This is a genomic window from Streptomyces sp. NPDC002888, from assembly GCF_042888465.1.
Taxonomy (GTDB): domain Bacteria; phylum Actinomycetota; class Actinomycetes; order Streptomycetales; family Streptomycetaceae; genus Streptomyces.
In genome coordinates, this window is record NZ_JBIAPU010000006.1 from 194027 (window position 1) to 212046 (window position 18020).

The window sequence follows — 18020 nt, forward strand, 5'->3', positions numbered from 1 at the left end:
CGAACTGCGGGCCCGTCAGTCCGTCAGTCCGTCAGCCCGTCAGCCCCGAAGCTCGTAGACGACCTCCTCCTCGTCCTCTCCGGCCTCGACGAATCCGGCGCGTGAGACCACGCCCCGCGAGGGGGTGTTGCCTCGGTCGATGACCGCGATGAGCGTTGTCACCTCGTCGCGTGCCAGCCCCCAGCGGGCGAGTGTGCGCAAAGCCTCGGTCGCGTAGCCGTGGCCGCGGGCGGCCTCGGCGATGTCGTAGCCGACCTCGGCGCGGCCCTCCTCGTCGGGCGCGCCGTGGAAGCCGATGCAGCCGACCGCGCGGCCGTCCTCCCGCCGGACCAGGACGAACACGCCCCACTCCGGGCGGTGTACGCCCGCCTCGTACGCCTTCAGCAGCATCCCGGCGGCCTCGCGCGTGCCCTCGAACGGCCCGCTCTCGACCCACTCGAACCCGCCGTCGCCGCCCGCGCTCAGGTCGGCGGCGGCCGCGGGCGTGACGCCCTGGAGGGTGAGGCGGTCGGCGGGGATCACGAGGTTGTTGTTCCAGTGCCACTCCGTGACCGGGGCGCGGTCGGGCAGGTCGCCGCGGCCGGTGGCCCACAGCAGCGTGCGCCAGTGGTCGGTGTCGGGCCTCACGTGCGGGAAGATCCGGGTGAGGACGAACTCGGGCAGCTCGGCGGGCGGTTCGTAGGCGAGGCCCAGGCCCTCGGCGATGTCGTGGGTGTGCAGCAGGACCTCGGCGACACCCATGGCGGCGAAGCCGTCACGGTTGGCGCTGCCGAAGGGGAACGGGTGGAAGGCGCGCACCTCGTCCGGGGTGGTGCGGATGACGGCGCAGAGCAGCCGCTGTGTCGTCTCGACGACTTGCAGCAGCTCCGCGTTGCTCGCCTCGTCGACGGCCAGCGCGAAGGGTGCGTGCCGCTCCTCCCTGCGTCCCGCCAGCTGAGCGGAGTAGCGCATCAGGGCTTCGGCCATGTGCAGGGCCGTCCGCCGACAACTCCACTCCAGCCGCCCCGCCCCGGCCCCCTCCCAGTCCCGGTCCGCCGCCGTCCGCAGCAGAGCCAGGCTGCTCGCCACGGCTTCCTCAACGCGTTCCCCGCCCATGTCTCGCATGCTGCGAGGGTAGGCGGGGCCGTGTCCTCAGGTCGACAGAATTTCCAGCTCGCTCCGCAGGTTGTGACGGGCCGTCGCCTCCCACTTGTCCTCGCCGTACGGCGTCCTGAACAGCCGGGGCAGGGCGAGGAGTTGGCGCAGGATCTCGGCGCGGCCCGCGCGAAAGGCCTCGTTCGGGACGAAGTGGTACTCCTCGCGGACGGCGGCGGTGTACGCGGCGTACGCGGACGGCGGCGACGCCAGGATCGCCAGGTCGGCGTCGCACAGCACCTGCCCGTCGCGGTCGTCGTCGGCCGGGTCGTGGGTGACGGTGAGACGGACCAGCCGGGCCACCTCGGCGGCCCTCGCGTCGGGCACCCCGGCCTCGGGCAGGGCGCGTTCGGCGAGGCGGGCGGAGCGCTCCTCGTTCTCGGAGCGGTCCGGGAGGTAGACGGCGTCGTGGAACCAGGCGGCCAGCCGGACGACGTCCGGGTCGTCCGCGTGCTCCTCCAGTACGTCGACGTGGTCGAGGACCGCGGTGAGGTGCGCGAGCGTGTGGTAGCGGCGCTGCGGCTCCTGCCAGCGGGTGATCAGGTTGTCTGCGTAGGGGAGGGGGTCCGGGCCGGCAGCCGGTCCGCGGGCTCCTTGCAGGGCGCGGGCGAATCGGGTGCGCAGGGCGTCGAAATCGGCCATGCCTCCCATTCTCCCGCGTGCCCATCCGGCGCGCCCTAGCTTGGGCCCATGACGACGACTGAGGTGCACGACGTACGCGACCCCGAGCTGCCCGGACGGCTCCTGGTGACCGAGCGGGACCTCCTCGTACCGCTGCTGCGGGCGCGGTCCGAGGCGGACTTCGACCTGCCGGTCGCCGGGTGTCCCGGCTGGAGCGTGCGGGATGTGCTGGCGCACTGTTCGGCCGTGCTGACGCGGGTGGTGGAGAGCCGGTTCGAGAAGGGGGTGTTCTCGCCCGAGGCCAACGACCGGGACATCGCCGAGCGGGCCGAGTGGTCGAACGCGCGGGTCGTGGACGAGCTGGAGCGTGGGATGACCGAGGCGGGGCCCGTGATCGCCAAGGCGGACGGGGTGCTGGACATGATCGCGCTGGGGGAGTGGGTGCACGCCGGTGACGTACGGGAGGCGTTCGGTGAGCCGGGGGCGTACGGGGGTGCGGGGCTGCCGGAGGCGCTGGCCCTGCTGGCCCGGGCCACCCGGGTGAAGGGGCACGTGCCGCTCCAGGCCGACCTCGACGACGTGGACGAGCCGTTGCGGCTGGGCGGCGTTGCCGGGGACCGGACTCCGGCACGGTTCATCGGCGAGGCCGCCACGCTCGTACGGCTGTACGCGGGGCGTTCCGTGGCGGGGGCGTCGTACGAGCTGGCGGGGGCGGAGGAGGGGGAGCTGAACATCTTCTGAGGGAACCGCACGTCTTCTCGGGGGGCCGGGTTCGTAGGCGTAGTCTTGGACAGAATTGGACTAGACCTGTAGGGCCAGGTTTGCCCGACGAAGACGAATCCCGACGAAGACGAATGGGGTCCCATGAGCAAGCGTGCAGTCCTGGAGGTGATCGCCCTCGACGTCGAGGACGCGGTCGCCGCCCAGGCCGGAGGCGCGGACCGCCTAGAACTGGTCACCGACATGGCGGCCGACGGACTCACCCCGTCGCCGCGGACCGTGGCCGGCATCCGCGCCGCCGTCGACATCCCACCGCGTGTGATGCTGCGGCTCGCGGACGGGTTCGCGGCGGGGGACGTCGAACGGCTCGTCCGGGTCGCGCGTGAGGTGCGGGACGCCGGGGCCGACGAGTTCGTGCTCGGGTTCCTCGACGCGGACGGCGGGGTCGACCTGGACGCGGTGGAGCGGGTCGTCGACGTGCTGGACGGATGCCCCTGGACCTTCCACCGGGCGATCGACCGGTCCGCCGACCGCGACGCGCTCCGCAAACAACTGGACGGGCTCCCCGGCCTCGACGCCTACCTCACCGCCGGCTCGGCCACCGGCGTCGACGACGGCCTCCCCACGCTCCTCGCGGAGGCGGCACGGCGCGGGGAGCCCGGCTATGAGCAGCGCATCCTGGTGGGCGGCGGCCTACGCCTCGACCACGTCCCGCCCCTCCTCGCCGCCGGCGTCGACGCCTTTCACATCGGCGGCGCGGCCCGCCCGGGCGGCTGGGCGGGACCGGTCTCCGCGGCGGCGGTGGCTCAGTGGCGGAGGGTGCTGGACGTGGACACTAGGCGAGCTGGGGAGGGAGCGGAGCCGCGTGGGTGACGATCAGGCCCGACACCGCTCGGGTCAGGGCCACGTACAGGCGCCGCAGGCCCGTCCGTTCGTCCGGCTCGCCGTCGACGACCGCCTGGGGCTCGTCGAGGACCACGTAGTCGTACTCCAGACCCTTGGCCAGTGACGCCGGGACGAGGGTCAGGCGGGTCTCCCGGGTGGTCTCCTCGCCGGGGGAGAGGTACGGGATCCCGGCCGCCGTGAGTGTCTCGGCGAGTGCCGGGACGCGGGCGTCGGCCGCGATCAGGCCCGTAGAGCCCTCGTTGCGCAGCAACTCCTCGCAGGCGGCGATGACTTCGCCTTCCCCGGAGGCCGGCCGCAGGTCGAAGAAGCCCGGGTTCTCACGCACCGAGGCGACCGGGGCCAGTCCGGGCGCGATGTCCGGGAGCAGCCGGGAGGCGTACGTGATGACGTCCGTCGGCACACGGAAACCGGCCGTCAGCTCCTCGATCACCGCGTCGGACTTGCCCAGGTGGGACAGCGCCTCGTCCCAACTCCGGGTCGCCCACGGGGTGGTGCCCTGCGCCAGGTCGCCCAGGACGGTCGCGGAGCCGGTGGTGCAGCGGCGGCCGACGGCCCGGTACTGCATGGGGGAGAGGTCCTGCGCCTCGTCCAGGACCACATGTCCCAGCGAGTGCGTGCGCTCGACGACGTCCGTCGCCTCGTCGATCAACACCGCGTCGGCGGCCGACCACTTGGCGGACTTCACCGACCGCACCGGCTTCGCCCACAGGACCGTCTTCTGCTCGTCCTCGGTGAGGATCCCCTCCGCGTGCTCGGCGAGGAACTCCGCGTCCGTCAGCAGCCGCAGCACCAGCTTCGCCGGATCGACGGCCGGCCAGACCGCCTTCACGGCCGCCTTCACCGCGCTGTTGCGGGCCACGGCGTCCTGCACCCGGTCGTCCGGCGCCTCCCCGGACCGCTCCATCTGCACCAGCACGGCGTGCGCGATGCGCTGCGGCAGGGCGTCGCGGGCGGCGCCGTAGCGGATGTCCCGGTCCAGCAACTCACGGACGACGTCCTCGAGTTCGTACGCCGGAACCCGCCACCGTCTCGATCCGCGCACGACGACGACCGGCTCGGTGGGCATGGTCACCTGCGCGTAGACGGCCCTGCGCAGCACCTCGGCCATCCTCGCGTCGCCCTTCACGATCGCGGCCGCCGCGTCGTCCGTGCCCCGCACCTCCACGTGGGCCACCAGGTCGTCGACGGTGGCCTGCTTGACCGCCAACTCACCCAGGGCGGGCAGCACTTGCTCGATGTAGTGCAGGAAGGACCGGTTCGGCCCGATGACGAGGGTGCCGGTGCGGGCGAGCCGCTCGCGGTGGGCGTAGAGGAGGTAGGCGACACGGTGCAGGCCGACGGCGGTCTTCCCGGTGCCGGGACCTCCCTGGACGCAGACGCTGCCGGAGAGCCCGGCGCGCACGATCTCGTCCTGCTCCGGCTGGATCGTCGCCACGATGTCCCGCATCGGACCCACACGCGGCCGCTCGATCTCCTGCTGGAGCAGCTTGCTGGTCGTCGCCACCTCGGCCGGGTCGGAGAGGTGCTCGTCCTCGTACGCCGTGAGGTCGCCGGCCGTGTAGCCGAAGCGGCGGCGCAGGGAGACGTCCATCGGGTCCTTCTTCGAGGCCCGGTAGAACGGCTGCGAGACCGGCGCGCGCCAGTCGATGACCATCGGGTCGCCCCCGCCGTCGTGCACATGCCGACGCCCGATGTAGAAGCGCTCCCCTTCGGCGCCCTCCGCCTGGTCCGCGCCGGGAGCGTGCAGGTAGTCGAGCCGGCCGAAGAACAGCGGGGTGTGGCTGAGGTCGGCCAGCGCCTTGATGCGCTCCTGGATCTGGCGCTCCAGGATCTGGGCGTTCACCCAGTTCGCGGTGACGTCGCTGATGTCGAGCGCCTCGACGTCCTCCCGCATGGCCCGCAGGGCGGCACGGGAGGCGGCGAGGTGGGAGCGCTCACGGGAGAGGGGATCGTCGACGGACAGGCGCGTGGACAAGGGGGTGCCTCCGGAAGGACCTACGGGACAGGCGCTACGGGATGCCGACCGGTTTCCGTCCGGACGGCTGCACTCCGTGAGGGAGGCGGGCAAGAGCGGAGATTGTAGGTGAGCGGGGGACCGAGAAACCAACGGTTTTTTCCGCACCGGTTCTTCGCACCGGATCTTCGCACCGTTTCTTCGCACCGGTTTTCCGCACCGGTTTTTCCCGCACCGGATTTTCTGTGCGGGGCGCCTCATCCCCTAGGGGTCCCACCCTCATCCCCCGGGGGAACGGCTCCCTCGGAAGTACTACGCGGCGACGACGGACTTTCGGCCCGGAGACCGATGCCGTTCTTATGTCCGAAAACCCACCATGGAGACATGAGTGCAGCGACCTTCACCCCAGCCACCGCACCGGGCCGCCCGTCCGGCGCCAGCCCCCTCACCGGCAGCCACCACCACCGCCTCGGCGACGCCCTGCGCGCCGTGAAGGTGTTCGCGGGCGCCGCCTTCGACGTGGTCATCCTCGGGGAGTACGGCGAGGAAGCCGGCGTCCGCCGCAGGTGACCCCCGGGGTCACCCCCCGTTGAGGATCTCGTCCGCGTCCACGATCCGGTACGCGTACCCCTGCTCCGCCAGGAAGCGCTGGCGGTGCGCCGCGAAGTCCTGGTCGATGGTGTCCCGTGCCACGACCGAGTAGAAGTGGGCCTGGTGCCCGTCGGCCTTGGGCCGCAGCACCCGCCCCAGACGCTGCGCCTCCTCCTGCCGTGACCCGAACGTCCCCGACACCTGGACGGCGACCGTCGCCTCCGGCAGGTCGATCGAGAAGTTCGCCACCTTCGACACCACCAGCACGCTGATCTCGCCCTCCCGGAAGGCGTCGAACAGCTTCTCCCGCTGGGCGTTCGACGTCTCGCCCTTGATCACGGGTGCGTTCAGATGCTCACCCAGCTCGTCCAGCTGGTCGATGTACTGCCCGATGACGAGGATCTGCTGCCCGGCGAACTTCCGCACGATCGCCTCCGTCACCTTCCGCTTCGTCGCGGTCGTCGCACAGAAGCGGTACTTCTCCTCCGTCTCGGCGGTCGCGTACGCGAGCCGCTCGGAGTCGGTCAGGTTGACCCGTACCTCCACGCAGTCGGCGGGCGCGATGTACCCCTGCGCCTCGATCTCCTTCCACGGCGCGTCGAACCGCTTCGGCCCGATGAGCGAGAACACGTCCGACTCGCGTCCGTCCTCACGGACGAGGGTGGCCGTCAGGCCCAGCCGCCGCCGCGCCTGGAGATCGGCGGTGAACTTGAAGACGGGCGCGGGCAGCAGATGCACCTCGTCGTAGACGATGAGCCCCCAGTCCCGCGAGTCGAAAAGCTCCAGGTGGGGATAGACCCCCTTCCGCTTCGTCGTCAGCACCTGGTACGTGGCGATGGTGACGGGCCGGATCTCCTTCCGCGTCCCGCTGTACTCGCCGATCTCGTCCTCGGTGAGCGACGTCCGCTTCACGAGCTCGTGCTTCCACTGCCGGGCCGAGACGGTGTTGGTGACGAGGATGAGCGTGGTCGACTTCGCCTGCGCCATCGACCCGGCGCCGACGAGCGTCTTGCCGGCCCCGCAGGGCAGGACGACGACCCCACTACCGCCGTGCCAGAAGTTCTCCACGGCCTGCTTCTGGTACGGCCTGAGCGCCCACCCGTCCTCCGCCAGCTCGATCGCGTGCGCCTCGCCGTCGACGTACCCGGCGAGGTCCTCGGCGGGCCAGCCCAGCTTCAGCAGCGTCTGCTTGATCTGCCCGCGCTCGGAGGGGTGCACGGCGACCGTGTCCGGGTCGATCCGGGCGCCGACCAGCGGAGCGACCCGCTTCGACCGCAGGATCTCCTCCAGCACCGGCCGGTCGGTGGTCGTCAGCACCAGCCCGTGCGCCGGATGCTTGCTCAGCGTCAGCCGGCCGTACCGGTCCATCGTCTCGGCGATGTCGACGAGCAGCGCGTGCGGCACCGGATACCGGCTGTACTCCACCAGAGCGTCCACGACCTGCTCGGCGTCATGCCCCGCCGCCCGCGCGTTCCACAGCCCCAGCGGCGTCACCCGGTACGTGTGAATGTGCTCCGGCGCCCGCTCCAGCTCCGCGAACGGCGCGATGACGCGACGGCAGTCGTCGGCCCGCTCATGGTCGACTTCCAGCAGCAGGGTCTTGTCGGACTGGACGATCAGCGGTCCGTTCACGCGCGGCACACCCTTTCCCAACGGTCAAACGTCCAGTCTGCCTCATCGGCGAACGATCACCGTCAGTCGTCCGCGAGCTCCGCCACCCCCGTGATCCGGTGCAGCGGGTACGTGCGGACCTCGTCCGCGGTGTGGTCGTACGCCGTCACGAAGCCGCCCTCGACGCGGACGGGGGCGATGACGCGTTGGCTGGCGGTGCCCTCGGCGTTGACGTAGCCGACCCAGAGGGAGTCGCCGGTGAGGACGGCGGCCTGCATGGTGGCGAGGGTCTCGGCCGAGCTGGTGCGGGGGAGTCCGCCTCTGGCCGGCATCGGGTCGGCGGAGGTGGGCTTGCGCGGGGTGGTCGAGGCGAGGTCGCCGGCGCGGATCGCGCGGATCGCGGCCGCGAGCAGGGTGGCGTCGGGAACCGGCGGGCCGTCCGGGACCGGCTCGGGAGCCGTGCGGGGCGGGGTGCGGTGGGCGTGCGCGCGGGTGATCAGGACGTCGCCCTCCGCGGACTCGGCGGCGGGCGCGAAGCCCATCGTGCGCAGGCCGTCGAGGAGAGTCGCGGGATCGGCCTGGGCCGCCAGGACGGTGGGGGCGAGCCGGCGCAGACGCAGAGCGGCGGCGCGCTTGTCGGCGAGGATCTCGTTCAGCACGGCGTCGTCGTCGCAGCGCACGTACGCCGAGGCCGCGCCCACCCGGAGATGGCCGTGCCTGCGCGCCACGTCGTCGATGAGGTACGCCAGCGGCTGCGGCACCGGGGTGCGGGAGTGCGCGGAGAGGAAGGCGTGCAGGTCGGAGGCGCTCCGGCCGGCGTCCAGGGCACGGCGTACCGAGGCGGGCGTGAAGCGGTACACCGTCGCCCCGCCCTTCGACTCGACGTCCGCGAGGACACCCAGCATGTCGGCCAGCGGGCGTCGCAGCGGGCCCGGGGCCACCGCGGTCAGGTCGGCCTGGAGCAGGACGTGGTCGAGCGGCTCGGGCAGGAGCGGGGCGAGCAGCCGGGCTGCGGCCGCCGAGGCCACGGCCTGCTCGGCGGGGGAGAGGAAGTCCGGGGGCGCGGGGCGGTGGTGGTGGACGGGGAGCTTGTCGCCGGGGCCGGTGGGTTCCGTCTCCGGTGAGCCGGCGCCGGAAGCCGGTACGCCCAGCAGGGCCCGCCCGTGCGCCGACAGGGCGCCGCGGCCGGTCACGCCCAGCAGCTCCGCCTCGGACAGGGTCCACCGGGCGAGGCGGCTGCGCAGGTCGTCCTCCTGTTGCGGGCCGCGCAGGGGGCGTTCCCAGCGGAGGCGGGCCAGGACCGACTCGGCGGCCGGGGCAGCGCCCTCGGGGAGGGCCGACAGCAGGGTCAGAACGCGGTGTCGGACCTCGGGCGCGGCCGAGCGGTCCAGCCCGGGGCCCAGCGCCGACAGGGCCCGGTCCTTCGCGTCCCGGCCGCCGACCAGCCCGGACGTACGGGTCGCCGTCAGCCACGCCTCGGCCAGCCGCGCCCAGCGCTGCGCCGCGGGCTGCTCCAGCCACTCGTCGTACGCCGGTGTCGCCGCGTACCGCTCGTCGGCCTCCCCGTCCGAGGCAAGCAGCCCGGCCGCGTACGCCAGCTCGACCCAGAAGGCGGCGATCGGCTCCGACACGTCGAGGGCGACCGCGGTCCGCTTCAGGTCGCGCACGCTGAGCCCGCCCGCCCGCAGCACCGCGGGCCCGCCCTCGTCCCAGTCCTTCAGCAGCTCCTCCATGGTCGCCAGCGCCGTGTACGCCTGCCCGGCCGCCGTCGCGTCCACCATCTGCGGACGGTGCGCCACCGCCGATTCCACCGAGGGAGGAAGGGGCTCGGGTTCGACGTGGGCGCGGCCGGCCCGCAGGTGCAGCGCCACCTCGCGGGGGAGTACGACCGTCCCCGGCGCCGTCGGCACCAGCAGGCCGCGATCCAGGAGCCGGCGCAGGTGGGGGGCCGGGTCGTGGGTGACCTGGCCGTACGGCGGGCCCCACACCAGCCGGGACAGGACCTCCCGCGCCTCCTCGGGGACGTCGGCGAGCAGCGCGGCCATGCGCGCCCGGTCGGTGAACAGGGCGGTGAGCGAGGCCACGGCGGAGACGGCGTCGTGCGTGGAGGGCAGCCCGGCGGTGGCGACGATCTCCTGGATCCGGCCCGGTGACATGCCCGCGGTCGCCTCCTGCACCGTCGGGCCAAGGCCGGTCGGAGAGGGGTGCTGGGGAGAGGGAGCGAGCAGCTCACGGGCGGTGCGGACGAGACGGAGGCGGTCGTCGCCGCCCCAGACCAGGGCCTGCACGCGCAGGGTCGCCAGGGCGGAGGGCAGCGCGGCGGTGACGGCCGGGTCGCGGTCGTCACCGGCCATCAGACCGAGCAGTTCGTCGTACGTCGCCGGGTCCGGGGCCACGGCCAGGGCCTCCGCGGTCTGCAGGGCGAAGCGGTCCAGGCGTTCCAGGGCGCGGACGACGGAGGCGCGGGTGCCGGCGCGGGTGGCGAGCTGCGTGAGGTCGGTGGGGACGGGGGTGATGAGGTCGGGGCGGGCGCGCAGGAGGGCGGCCAGGGAGACGTCGTCCCTGCGGAGCGCTTCCGCGAGGGAGCGGGGCGGTGTAGCCGGGCTGCTCATCCGGTCAACGTTAGCGGGTTGCCTCCGGCGGTTGGGCCGAGTGCGTGCGGCTCCGTCCGGGGCGGCGTCCCTGGGGGCGGCGCCCCCAGACCCCCGCTTCGGCCTGAACGGCCTCGTCCTCAAACGCCGGACAGGCTGAGAGATGCTGACCTGCGCTACCTTCGTCCCCACGGGTAATCCAACGCACCCGCCCCGGAGGGGCTTCGTGGGGATCGAGAGTGACCAGGTCGTCTTCGAGTATCTGAGTCGCGTCGGGGACGTGGCTCAGCAGCGGCAGTTGCCGTCGGCCGCGCGGATGCGGCTCGTCTCGGAGTTGCGCAACGAGATCGACCGGCGCCGTTCCAAGGCCACCGTGGACAGCCCCGCGGCCGTCCGCCGCATCGTCGACCGCCTCGGCAGCCCCGACGACGTCGTCACCGCCGCGGCCGGTGGAGCGGAGAGCGTCCCGCAGGCGCCGGCCCCCTCCGTGCCCGTACAGCGTGACGGGGAGACGCGGGAGGAGCGGCCGAAGGGCATCCGGCGGGTCGTACCGCGGCCCCGTCCGCGTCCCGCCCCGCCGAGCCGCCCGGCGTCCGACGGCCCGTCCCCGCCGCATCTCGCGAGCGCGCAGGAGTGGGGGGACGGGGCGAGCCGGCCGGACTGGTGGCAGTCCGACGGTGGCAACCCCTTCGGTCTCGGCGACGAGGTGCCCGGGTTCGTCGGCGGAGTGGAGATTCCCGATCTGCTCAAGCCCCCGCCGCCGAAGGAGGCGAAGGAGCCGAAGGAGCCGTCCAAGGAGGCCGCGGCGAAGGCCGCCGTGGAGCAGGACGCCGAGGTTCCCGAGGTGGTCGAGGAGGCGGTCGTCGTGCGGCGCCGGTTTCCCCGGCTGCGGTCCGGCGGTTGGAGCAACCCCCTTCTCCTGCTCGCCGCGGCCTGTCTCGTCGCCGGCGCGGTGCTCGGCAACTGGTTCGTGCTCATCCTCGGTTGGCTCATCGCCTACGCCTCCCGCCGGCTGACCCCCGCGGAGGCGAAGTGGGCGGTGATGGGCCTGCCGGGCCTCGCGGTCACCGCCGGGCTCGTCTGGCTGTGGGGGCGGACCGACGGCCGCTGGGGCACCCCCATCGCCGAGGGGCACATGAACGAGGCGGTCGCCCAGACCTGGCCGTGGGTGGTGCGCGGAGCGGCCGTCGCGTCGGCGCTGTTCCTGGTGTGGCGGTCCCAGCGGCAGAGGTAGCGGAGCGCCTCGGCACAATGGCCCATATGGCCTCCACGAGCTCACCCGCGCTGACCGTCGGCTTCGACCTCGACATGACCCTCATCGACTCCAGGCCCGGAATCCACGCCTGCCTCACCGCGCTGGCCGAGCGCACCGGGACGTACATCGACGCCGACCTCGCCGTCACGCGGCTCGGGCCGCCGCTCGCGCAGGAACTGGGCAACTGGTTCCCGGCCGAGCAGGTGGAGACCACCGCGGACCTCTACCGCGCGATGTACCCGGGCGTCGCCATCGCCGCGACACCCGCGCTGCCGGGCGCGAGGGAGGCGATAGCCGCCGTGCGGGCGGCGGGGGGCCGGGCGATCGTCGTCACCGCCAAGTACGAGCCCAACGCCAAGCTCCACCTGGAGCACCTGGGCATCGCACCGGACGTGGTGGTCGGCGACCTGTGGGCCGAGCAGAAGGCGCAGGCGCTGCGCGAGCACGGCGCGGGCGTCTACGTCGGCGACCACGAGGGCGACGTGCGCGGCGCCCGCGCGGCCGGTGCCCTCTCGGTCACCGTGGCGACCGGCCCGTACGGGGCCGAGGAACTGCACGCGCTGGGGGCCGACGTGGTCCTCACGGACCTGACCGCGTTCCCCGAGTGGCTCGCCGGCTACCTCGACGCGCCGCGCGCCTGACGCCGGCCCGCCGCGATCGACTGGAGCACTCCGGCGCCGGCCAGCAGGAACCCGACGCCCATGAGCATGCTCAGTCCGAACATGTACGTCGGAAAAGGTGACGTACCGAGGAGGAGCGGGGCCACAGTGACGAGAGTGGCCACCGTACCGATGAAGAACACGACGGCACCGGCTCGGATCAATCGGTCACCGGGAGCGGCGGAATTCGTTTGGGTTTTGTCACGCACTCGACCAGGGTAGTTCCCTGCGCGAAGGAACAACCGGGTGACGTCTTGTCACCCGCCCGCAGACCATTAGCCTTGGTACCGGCGGGTCCCGACGACCCGCCCCAGTGCGTTGATAAGCAGTTTTCCGACGAGTTTGAGGACGAGGACAGACGTGCCCACCGGCAAGGTCAAGTGGTTCAACAGCGAGAAGGGCTTCGGCTTCCTCTCCCGCGACGACGGCGGTGACGTCTTCGTCCATTCCTCGGTCCTCCCCGCCGGAGTCGAGGTTCTCAAGCCGGGACAGCGAGTGGAGTTCGGCGTCGTCGCCGGACAGCGCGGCGACCAGGCCCTTTCGGTCGTCATCCTCGACCCGACGCCCTCGGTCGCTGCGGCACAGCGCAAGAAGCCGGACGAACTGGCCTCCATCGTGCAGGACTTGACCACCCTTCTCGAGAACATCACGCCGATGCTCGAGAAGGGCCGCTACCCCGACAAGGTCTCCGGCAAGAAGATCGCGGGCCTGCTGCGCGCGGTCGCCGACCAGTTGGACGTGTAGACCGGTTACGGAAAGTCGAGTGCGTTCGGGCCGAGGGGCGGCAACAGTCCCTCGGCCGCCGCGCGTGTCAGCAGTCCCCTGACCGCCGCGTAGCCGTCCTCGCCGAGGTCGGCGGTGAACTCGTTGACGTACAGCCCGATGTGCTGGTCGGCGACGGCCGGGTCCATTTCCTGGGCGTGCTCCATGACGTACGGGCGGGACACCTCGGGGTCGTCCCAGGCCGCGCGTACTGACGTACGAATCGAGTCGGCGAGCAGCCTCAGGGCGTCCGCCCCCAGCGACCGCTTGGCGATGATCGCGCCGAGCGGGATCGGCAGCCCGGTCGTGCCCTCCCAGTGCTCGCCCATGTCCGCGAGCTTGTGCAGCCCGTAGTTCTGGTAGGTGAAGCGCGCCTCGTGGATGACGAGGCCCGCGTCGACCTTTCCGTCCCGCACGGCGGGCATGATCTCGTGGAAGGGCATCACGACGATCTCGCCGACTCCGTCCGGGACGATGTCCGCGGCCCACAGACGGAACAGCAGGTACGCCGTCGACCGCTCGCTCGGCACGGCGACCGTACGGCCCGCGAGGTCGACGTCCGCCTCCCGCGTCAGCACCAGCGGCCCGCAGCCCCGGCCCAGCGCGCCCCCGCACGGCAGCAGCGCGTACTCGCCGAGGACGTACGGCAGCACGGCGTACGACACCTTCAGCACGTCGAACTCGCCGCGCTCGGCCATGCCGTTGGTGACGTCGATGTCCGCGAAGGTCACGTCGAGGGCGGGAGCGCCGGGGACGCGGTCGTGGGCGAGGGCGTCGAAGACGAAGGTGTCGTTGGGGCAGGGGGAGTACGCGATCTGCAGGGGCTCACTGGTCATGCCACTTCCAACCTTCCAGTACGGGCGTGAGCTTCCCGAAGGCTTCGGTCAGGGCCGTGAGCGCGTCGCCGATGCGCCAGGCGGCGCGGTCGCGCGGGCCGACGGGATTGGAGACCGCGCGGATCTCCAGCACGGGCACACCGTGCGCGGTGGCGGCCTCGGCGACCCCGAAGCCCTCCATGGCCTCGGCGAGGGCGGCGGGGTGACGGGCGCGCAGCGCGGCGGCCCGTTCGGCGGTCCCGGTCACCGTCGAGACGGTCAGCACGGTGCCGGTACGCGCCCCGGTGGCGGCCGCGGTCTCCCGTACGAGTGAATCCGGTGGACGGTGGGTGACGGTACCGAAGCCCAGCTCCGTCACCGGAACAAAGCCGTCCGCGGTCTCGGCGCCCAGGTCGGCGGCCGTGATCGCGTCGGCGACGACGAGGGAGCCGACCGGCGCGTCGGACGGGAAGCCCCCCGCGATCCCGGCGGACACGACCAGGCCGTAGGGAACGCCGTCGAGGGCCGCCGCGGTGAGCGCGGTGGCCGTGGAAGCGGCGGCCAGGGCGGGGCCGACGCCCGCGGCCAGCAGGTCGTACCCCGCACCGACGCGGTGCACGGTCACGCCGGGCAGCCGCACCTCACGGCCGGCGCCCGCAAAGGCCTGTGCCACCGCGTCCCTTTCCGCAGGAACCGCGGTGGCCACCAGCACGCGAAGCCCAGCGGCAGCGATCAGTCGTCCTTCTTGAGCTTGAAGGACCACAGACCCGTGACCGCCTGGCTCTCCTTCTTGCCGTCACCCGCCCGGATGGAGAGCAGCGTGGAGTCGCCCTGGGCGCCGTACTGGGCGTTGAAGAAGACGCTGCCCGGGATCGTGCGGTAGGTCTTGTCGCTGTCCTCGGTCAGCTGCTGACCGTTCAACAGGATCGTCCAGCGCTTCTCCGCCACATCGGGGTCGACACCGATGCGCACGGTCTCGTCCGGGTCGACCGAGATCGACTTGACGTCGGAGTCCTTGAGGCACTTCGCCAGGTCCGCGGCGTTCAGGGCGTCGCCCTGGCCACCGCAGGTGGCCTCCTCGCTGACCGAGGAGCTGCCGACGGTGATCGTGGACTGCGGGGTCGGCTGGTCGCAGGCCGACAGGACGAGCAGTCCGGCGGAAACGGCGCCGGCGGCGGCGACGGCGCGGCGGCGTCGCACGGCGCGGTGCCCGTGAGCGGCTGCGCCGCGGAGCATCGAGGTCATGGCCGAAGGCTATCGGGCACGTCCAGCCCTCTCCCTACGTGGGGTGCGGCATCGCAGTGTGTTACGCCACGCGGGTCCGTGACCCCCCACCGAGCCGGGCCGAGCGCAGCAGCCCCCGTACGGTCGTCAGCCACGCGGTGGCCACGATGCCGGCGCCCACCGCCAGGCCCAGCGGGCCGTTCAGCGGCATCGCGATGCCGATCGCGCCGCCGAGCACCCACGCCACCTGCAGCAGCGTCTCGGAGCGCGCGAACGCCGACGTACGCACCTGCTCGGGCACGTCCCGCTGGATCAGCGCGTCCAGGGACAGCTTGGCGAGCGCCTGCGCGAAACCGGCGACCGCCGCCAGACACGCCACCAGGAACGCGCCGAAGAAGATCGCGGCGGTCAGCGCGACGCCCAGCACCACGGCCACGACCGTCACGATGATGATCTCCGGCGTACGGGTCCGCAGCCACGCCCCGACCGCCGTACCGAGCGCGTTGCCCGTGCCCGCCGCCACCGCCACTATGCCCAGCGACACGGCCGCGCTCTGCCCGCTCAGCGGATGCTCGCGCAGCAGGAAGGCGAGGAAGAAGATCAGGAAGCCGGACAGGCAGCGCAGGCCCGCGTTGGCCCCCAGGGCGTGGGTGACGGCGATGCCGACCGTCCGCAGGCCCGGGCGCTTGACCGGCTGCCGGTGCGGCCCGTGCAGATGCTGCTCGTCCGCCGCGAGCAGGGCGGTGTCCTCGCCCTTGGCCGAGTCGACCTTCGGCGGCAGGGAGAACGACAGGAACGTACCCGCGATGAAGATCACGAAGGCGCCGTAGAGCGGCCAGCGCGGGCCGATCGCCTGAAGCCCGGCACCGATGGGAGCCGCGATCCCGGTGGCGAGGAGGCCACCGAGGGTGACCCGCGAGTTGGCCTTCACCAGGGAGAAGCGGGGCGGCAGCAGGCGTGGCACGACCGCGCTTCTCACCACGCCGTACGCCTTCGACGCGACGAGCACGCCGAGCGCGGCCGGGTACATCTCGATGCTGCCGGTGATGACCGCGCCGGACAGCACCAGCGCGAGCAGGGCGCGGGCGAACATGGCGCCCGCCATCGCCGCGCGGCGGCCGTGCGGCAGACGGTCCAGGAGAGGGCCGATCACCGGGGCGAGGATCGTGAACGGGGCCATGGTGATCGCGAGGTAGAGCGCCACGCGCCCCCGCGCCTCGTCGGTGGGGACGGAGAAGAACACGGTCGAGGCGAGCGCGACGGTGATCATCACATCGCCGGCGCCGTTCACTCCGTGCAGTTCGATCAGCTTGCCCAGGCCGGACTCACCGGCACCGTGCGCATGGGTCGCCTTGCGGATACCGCGGGCCGTGCCGGTCACCGGGAAGTGCAGGGCACGCCCGAGCGCCCGGACGGTCCCACCGACCCGGCCCGAACCGTTGCCCCGGCTGCTCCCCTTGTGCCCCTTGTCCCCACCGATTCCGGTGGCGCCCTGGGGTGTTCTCGCGGCTGCCACTCCGTCATAGTGCCCCGAGATGGGCGCGCGTAGTGCGTTCGGCGCACGTATGGAGGTGCGGTTTCGTGGGGGGTGGGGGTGGAGCGGGAGTGGCTCTTGGCGGGGGCGGGGGTGGTTTGGGCGGGCTTTTGGCGGGCGCGGGGGTGGCTTGGGTGGGCTCTTGGCGGGGCGGGGGTGACTCGGGAGTGGTTCGGGTGTGATTTTTGTGCGGAGGGAGCGGCGTCCAGCGGAGGCAGCGGCGTACAAATGTGGCGGGAAGCGGCACGGGGATCTTCGAAGAGGGGTGAAGAAGCCCGTCGGTGTAGGCCGAACGGCGGCGAACAGGTAGCGTGCGTAGCGCGCCGTGGCGATTGTTCTCGGCCGCGCGCCTCCCCGGCATCCCGCAGAATGGATGACAGCAGGCGTGCCCGAGCGCGATCGGGCGCGGACGTCGACGCGGCCCCCTGGTCCGCTCCGTCCGCACCCGCCGCCTTCAGGCCGGCGCACCGAGAGACGGCGTAGGAGAGAAGCGATACCTGTGAGCGCAGCGACAACGCGAAGCCGCACCCCCGACCGCCTGTGCGCCGAGGCCGTCGACCTCGCCCGCGCCGCCGCCGAGGAGGCCGCGGCGCCCGGCGTCGTCGGCGAGCACGCGGGGCTGGTGTCCGAGGGCGATCGCGTGGTCACGCACTTCTTCGAGTGCAAGGAGCTCGGCTATCGCGGCTGGCGCTGGGCGGCCACGGTGGCCCGCGCCTCGCGCGCCAAGATCGTGACGCTGGACGAGGTGGTCCTGCTCCCCGGCCCCGACGCCGTGCTCGCACCGGAGTGGGTGCCGTGGAGCGAGCGCCTCCGCCCCGGCGACATGGGCCCCGGCGACCTCCTCCCCACGGACGCGGAGGATCTCCGCCTGGAGCCCGGCTACTCCGGTGAGGACGAGCCCGTGCCGAGCTCGGCCGTCTCGGACGAGATGGCGGAGCTGGTGGAGGCCGAGGACGCGGAGGTCACAGCGGGGCCGCCCGCGAACCTCACGACGGCTCCCACCCGGGGCTCGATCGCCGCGGTGGCCGAGGAGCTCGGCCTGCGCCGCGCGCGCGTCCTGTCCCGGTACGGGCTGCACACCGCCGCCGATCGCTGGGAAGAGGCGTTCGGCGCGCAGACGCCGATGGCCCAGGCAGCGCCCGCCACCTGCGCGAGCTGCGCCTTCCTCGTCCCCGTCGGAGGCTCACTCAGCCAGGCCTTCGGCGTCTGCGCGAACGAGTTCGCCCCGGCCGACGGTCGCGTGGTGTCCCTGGCATACGGCTGCGGCGGCCACTCCGAGGCAGCGGTCATGCCGAAGCCGCCGCGCCCGGCTCCGCCGGTGATCGACGAGACCCGCGTCGACCCGTTCCCGCTGCGACCGGCGGCGGATTCGGGGTCGGTCCCGGCGGTCGCCGACGAGGATGCGGCGGAGCTGGGGCATTCGTAGGCGTTGCGTTCTCGCGTTGTTGCCTGATTGTGATGGGCGTTGGGCGTTGGGCGTTGGGCGTTGGGCGTGACGGCTGGGCCGCCCGCTTCCCGGCCAGTGTCGTGCTTCCGCGACCCGAGTAAAGGGCGCTTCGCGTCGGCTGCGCCGATCGGCCTCCGGCCGACCCTTGACTCGGCTCGCTCCAGCACGGGGTAGAAGCGAGCGAGCGGCCCGGAAG

The 18020-nt window shown here is 72.7% G+C and carries 17 protein-coding genes; 7 read left to right on the forward strand and 10 right to left on the reverse strand.

Going from position 1 to position 18020, the window contains the following annotated elements; genetic code table 11:
• Nucleotides 1-39: 39 nt before the first annotated feature.
• On the reverse strand, nt 40-1104 hold the full coding sequence (locus tag ACFYWX_RS12445) for a GNAT family N-acetyltransferase (RefSeq protein ID WP_389423926.1): 1065 nt from the start codon (nt 1102-1104) through the stop codon (nt 40-42).
• Nucleotides 1105-1131: 27 nt separating this feature from the next.
• Entirely contained in the window at nt 1132-1776 is a 645-nt protein-coding gene (locus ACFYWX_RS12450) for a hypothetical protein (protein ID WP_389423927.1), read from the reverse strand.
• A 48-nt stretch (nt 1777-1824) separates the two neighbouring features.
• Here ACFYWX_RS12450 and ACFYWX_RS12455 point away from each other — a divergent pair, with 48 nt between their 5' ends.
• Complete coding sequence (locus tag ACFYWX_RS12455) at nt 1825-2496, forward strand: maleylpyruvate isomerase family mycothiol-dependent enzyme (RefSeq protein ID WP_389423928.1); 672 nt, start codon at nt 1825-1827, stop codon at nt 2494-2496.
• A 123-nt stretch (nt 2497-2619) separates the two neighbouring features.
• The gene (locus ACFYWX_RS12460) at nt 2620-3348 is read left to right on the forward strand and encodes a copper homeostasis protein CutC (RefSeq protein WP_389423929.1); all 729 of its coding nucleotides are present in this window, start codon (nt 2620-2622) and stop codon (nt 3346-3348) included.
• Here ACFYWX_RS12460 and ACFYWX_RS12465 read toward each other — a convergent pair.
• Nucleotides 3311-5275, reverse strand: a complete 1965-nt coding sequence (locus ACFYWX_RS12465) for a HelD family protein (protein WP_389424082.1) — start codon at nt 5273-5275, stop codon at nt 3311-3313. The two genes, ACFYWX_RS12460 and ACFYWX_RS12465, sit on opposite strands and share 38 nt — an antisense overlap.
• A gap of 444 nt (nt 5276-5719) precedes the next feature.
• Here ACFYWX_RS12465 and ACFYWX_RS12470 point away from each other — a divergent pair, with 444 nt between their 5' ends.
• On the forward strand, nt 5720-5905 hold the full coding sequence (locus tag ACFYWX_RS12470) for a hypothetical protein (RefSeq protein ID WP_389423930.1): 186 nt from the start codon (nt 5720-5722) through the stop codon (nt 5903-5905).
• A gap of 9 nt (nt 5906-5914) precedes the next feature.
• Here ACFYWX_RS12470 and ACFYWX_RS12475 read toward each other — a convergent pair whose 3' ends face one another.
• Complete coding sequence (locus ACFYWX_RS12475) at nt 5915-7558, reverse strand: DNA repair helicase XPB (RefSeq protein WP_389423931.1); 1644 nt, start codon at nt 7556-7558, stop codon at nt 5915-5917.
• 62 nt (nt 7559-7620) lie between these two features.
• Nucleotides 7621-10149: a helicase-associated domain-containing protein gene (locus ACFYWX_RS12480; RefSeq protein ID WP_389423932.1), complete on the reverse strand. Its 2529-nt coding sequence runs from the start codon at nt 10147-10149 to the stop codon at nt 7621-7623.
• 205 nt (nt 10150-10354) lie between these two features.
• Here ACFYWX_RS12480 and ACFYWX_RS12485 point away from each other — a divergent pair, with 205 nt between their 5' ends.
• Complete coding sequence (locus ACFYWX_RS12485; RefSeq protein WP_389423933.1) at nt 10355-11362, forward strand: hypothetical protein; 1008 nt, start codon at nt 10355-10357, stop codon at nt 11360-11362.
• A gap of 17 nt (nt 11363-11379) precedes the next feature.
• The gene (locus tag ACFYWX_RS12490; RefSeq protein ID WP_389423934.1) at nt 11380-12024 is read left to right on the forward strand and encodes an HAD family hydrolase; all 645 of its coding nucleotides are present in this window, start codon (nt 11380-11382) and stop codon (nt 12022-12024) included.
• On the opposite strand, the gene ACFYWX_RS12495 is transcribed toward ACFYWX_RS12490, so the two are convergent.
• Nucleotides 12000-12251 carry a hypothetical protein gene (locus tag ACFYWX_RS12495; protein ID WP_389423935.1) on the reverse strand — a complete coding sequence of 84 codons (252 nt, stop codon included), beginning with the start codon at nt 12249-12251 and terminating at the stop codon, nt 12000-12002. The genes ACFYWX_RS12490 and ACFYWX_RS12495 overlap by 25 nt on opposite strands.
• A 151-nt stretch (nt 12252-12402) precedes the next feature.
• On the opposite strand from ACFYWX_RS12495, the gene ACFYWX_RS12500 reads away from it, so the two are divergent.
• A complete protein-coding gene (locus tag ACFYWX_RS12500; RefSeq protein ID WP_389423936.1) occupies nt 12403-12786 on the forward strand; it encodes a cold-shock protein in 384 nt (127 codons plus the stop codon).
• A 5-nt stretch (nt 12787-12791) separates the two neighbouring features.
• Here ACFYWX_RS12500 and ACFYWX_RS12505 read toward each other — a convergent pair whose 3' ends face one another.
• From ACFYWX_RS12505 to ACFYWX_RS12520, 4 genes are all read right to left on the reverse strand, one after another.
• Entirely contained in the window at nt 12792-13640 is an 849-nt protein-coding gene (locus ACFYWX_RS12505; RefSeq protein ID WP_389423937.1) for a 1,4-dihydroxy-6-naphthoate synthase, read from the reverse strand.
• Nucleotides 13630-14325, reverse strand: a complete 696-nt coding sequence (locus tag ACFYWX_RS12510; protein ID WP_389424083.1) for a futalosine hydrolase — start codon at nt 14323-14325, stop codon at nt 13630-13632. Before ACFYWX_RS12510 ends, ACFYWX_RS12505 begins: the two co-directional genes overlap by 11 nt.
• A 26-nt stretch (nt 14326-14351) precedes the next feature.
• Complete coding sequence (locus ACFYWX_RS12515) at nt 14352-14864, reverse strand: DUF2771 domain-containing protein (RefSeq protein ID WP_389423938.1); 513 nt, start codon at nt 14862-14864, stop codon at nt 14352-14354.
• 61 nt (nt 14865-14925) lie between these two features.
• Entirely contained in the window at nt 14926-16359 is a 1434-nt protein-coding gene (locus ACFYWX_RS12520) for an MFS transporter (RefSeq protein ID WP_389423939.1), read from the reverse strand.
• Nucleotides 16360-16876: 517 nt separating this feature from the next.
• On the opposite strand from ACFYWX_RS12520, the gene ACFYWX_RS12525 reads away from it, so the two are divergent.
• Nucleotides 16877-17803: a DUF3027 domain-containing protein gene (locus ACFYWX_RS12525; protein WP_389423940.1), complete on the forward strand. Its 927-nt coding sequence runs from the start codon at nt 16877-16879 to the stop codon at nt 17801-17803.
• The last annotated feature ends 217 nt before the right edge of the window (nt 17804-18020 follow it).